This window comes from Burkholderia sp. TSV86 (assembly GCF_001522865.1).
Classification (GTDB): domain Bacteria; phylum Pseudomonadota; class Gammaproteobacteria; order Burkholderiales; family Burkholderiaceae; genus Burkholderia.
Map to the genome: position 1 here is coordinate 1 of NZ_LOWB01000090.1, position 1,178 is coordinate 1,178.

Consider the following 1,178-nt stretch of genomic DNA (forward strand, 5'->3'; position numbering starts at 1 on the left):
GCTCGTACCCGTCAGTCATCAGCACGGTGCCAGGCTGTACGCCGGCATAGAGCTTCTGCGCATGCTGGGCGCCGCGCCCCGGCGAGTACGAGAACATCCGCACAGGCGGCCCCGAGCTGTTGACCTGCGCCCACAAGTAACTCTTCGCCTGCGGCCTTCGTCCCGGCTCCTTCAGCACCTGGAACGTTGTCTCGTCGCCGTAGATCAGGTCCGATTCGAGCAGTGCGTCGCGCATCAGATTGATCACCGGCTGCGTGGCGAGCCCAACCCGCACTACGCTGGCGGCCAGCGTGTTCGACGAGATGTCGCCGCCGAAGCGTCGCAGCAGCGTGGCCTGGCGATACAGCGGCATGCCGTACTGGTACTTGCCGGTGATGATCCACGCCAGCGCGGATTCCGTGAGCAGCCCGCGAGGGATGATACGCGCCGGTGCGGGCGGGACCTTGATACCGAGATCGCAGCATGGGCACGCGTACTTGACCCGTTGGTGCTGAACGACGCGCACTTGCTCGGGAATCACGTCGAGCTGTTCGCTCGTTTCCACGCCGATCTCGACGAGAGCATGGCCATCATGCGCGCAGAACCGTTCGGACTCGGGCAACTCGTGCCGCACGACCTCGCGCGGCAGGTTCGGATCGAGTGGTTTGCGCCCGCGCTTGCCTCGCGTGTGGGCGGCGACCGATGTGCCGGGCATATCCTCGCGCGCGGGCGCGTCGTTAGTCGTCGCCAGCGCCTCGGCTTCGTTGAACAGACCGAGCTGGTCGGCATGGCGCGCTTCGCTCGATGCGCCGAACAGTTCGTGCTTGTATGCCCGCAGTTTCTCCTCGGCCAGATCGCGCTGAGCCGTCACGAGTCGAAGCTCACCGCGCAACGCATCGCGTTCGGCGAGCAGTGCCTGGTATTCCTCTACACTCGGCATGACGGGGCTGTTCGGCATGGCCAATTAGACCATGTCACCCGCGTGGTGTTCAGCTCATCCGCGCGTAATATCGCTGGGGATGCTTCTGGATCACGGTCAGGTCGATTCCGTCGAGCAGCCAATGCAACTGCTCAGCGCTGAGCGTGATCGTGTCGCCTCCGTTCGGCCAGATGAAGCGGTCGGCTTCGAGTCGCTTGAGCAGCAACCAGAAGCCATTGCCACCCCAGCCGAGAATCTTGATGCGATCACGACGTCGGTT

Annotated in this window: 2 protein-coding genes; both read right to left on the reverse strand. The window is 64.2% G+C overall.

Annotated features, from left to right (window positions below):
• Nucleotides 1-937: IS66 family transposase (gene tnpC / locus WS68_RS15945; protein WP_156429530.1), on the reverse strand; the 937-nt coding region annotated here is incomplete at its 3' end.
• Between the two features lie 31 nt (nt 938-968).
• Nucleotides 969-1,178 (reverse strand): IS66 family insertion sequence element accessory protein TnpB (gene tnpB / locus WS68_RS15950; protein ID WP_082710084.1); only part of this gene is annotated, 210 nt, incomplete at its 5' end.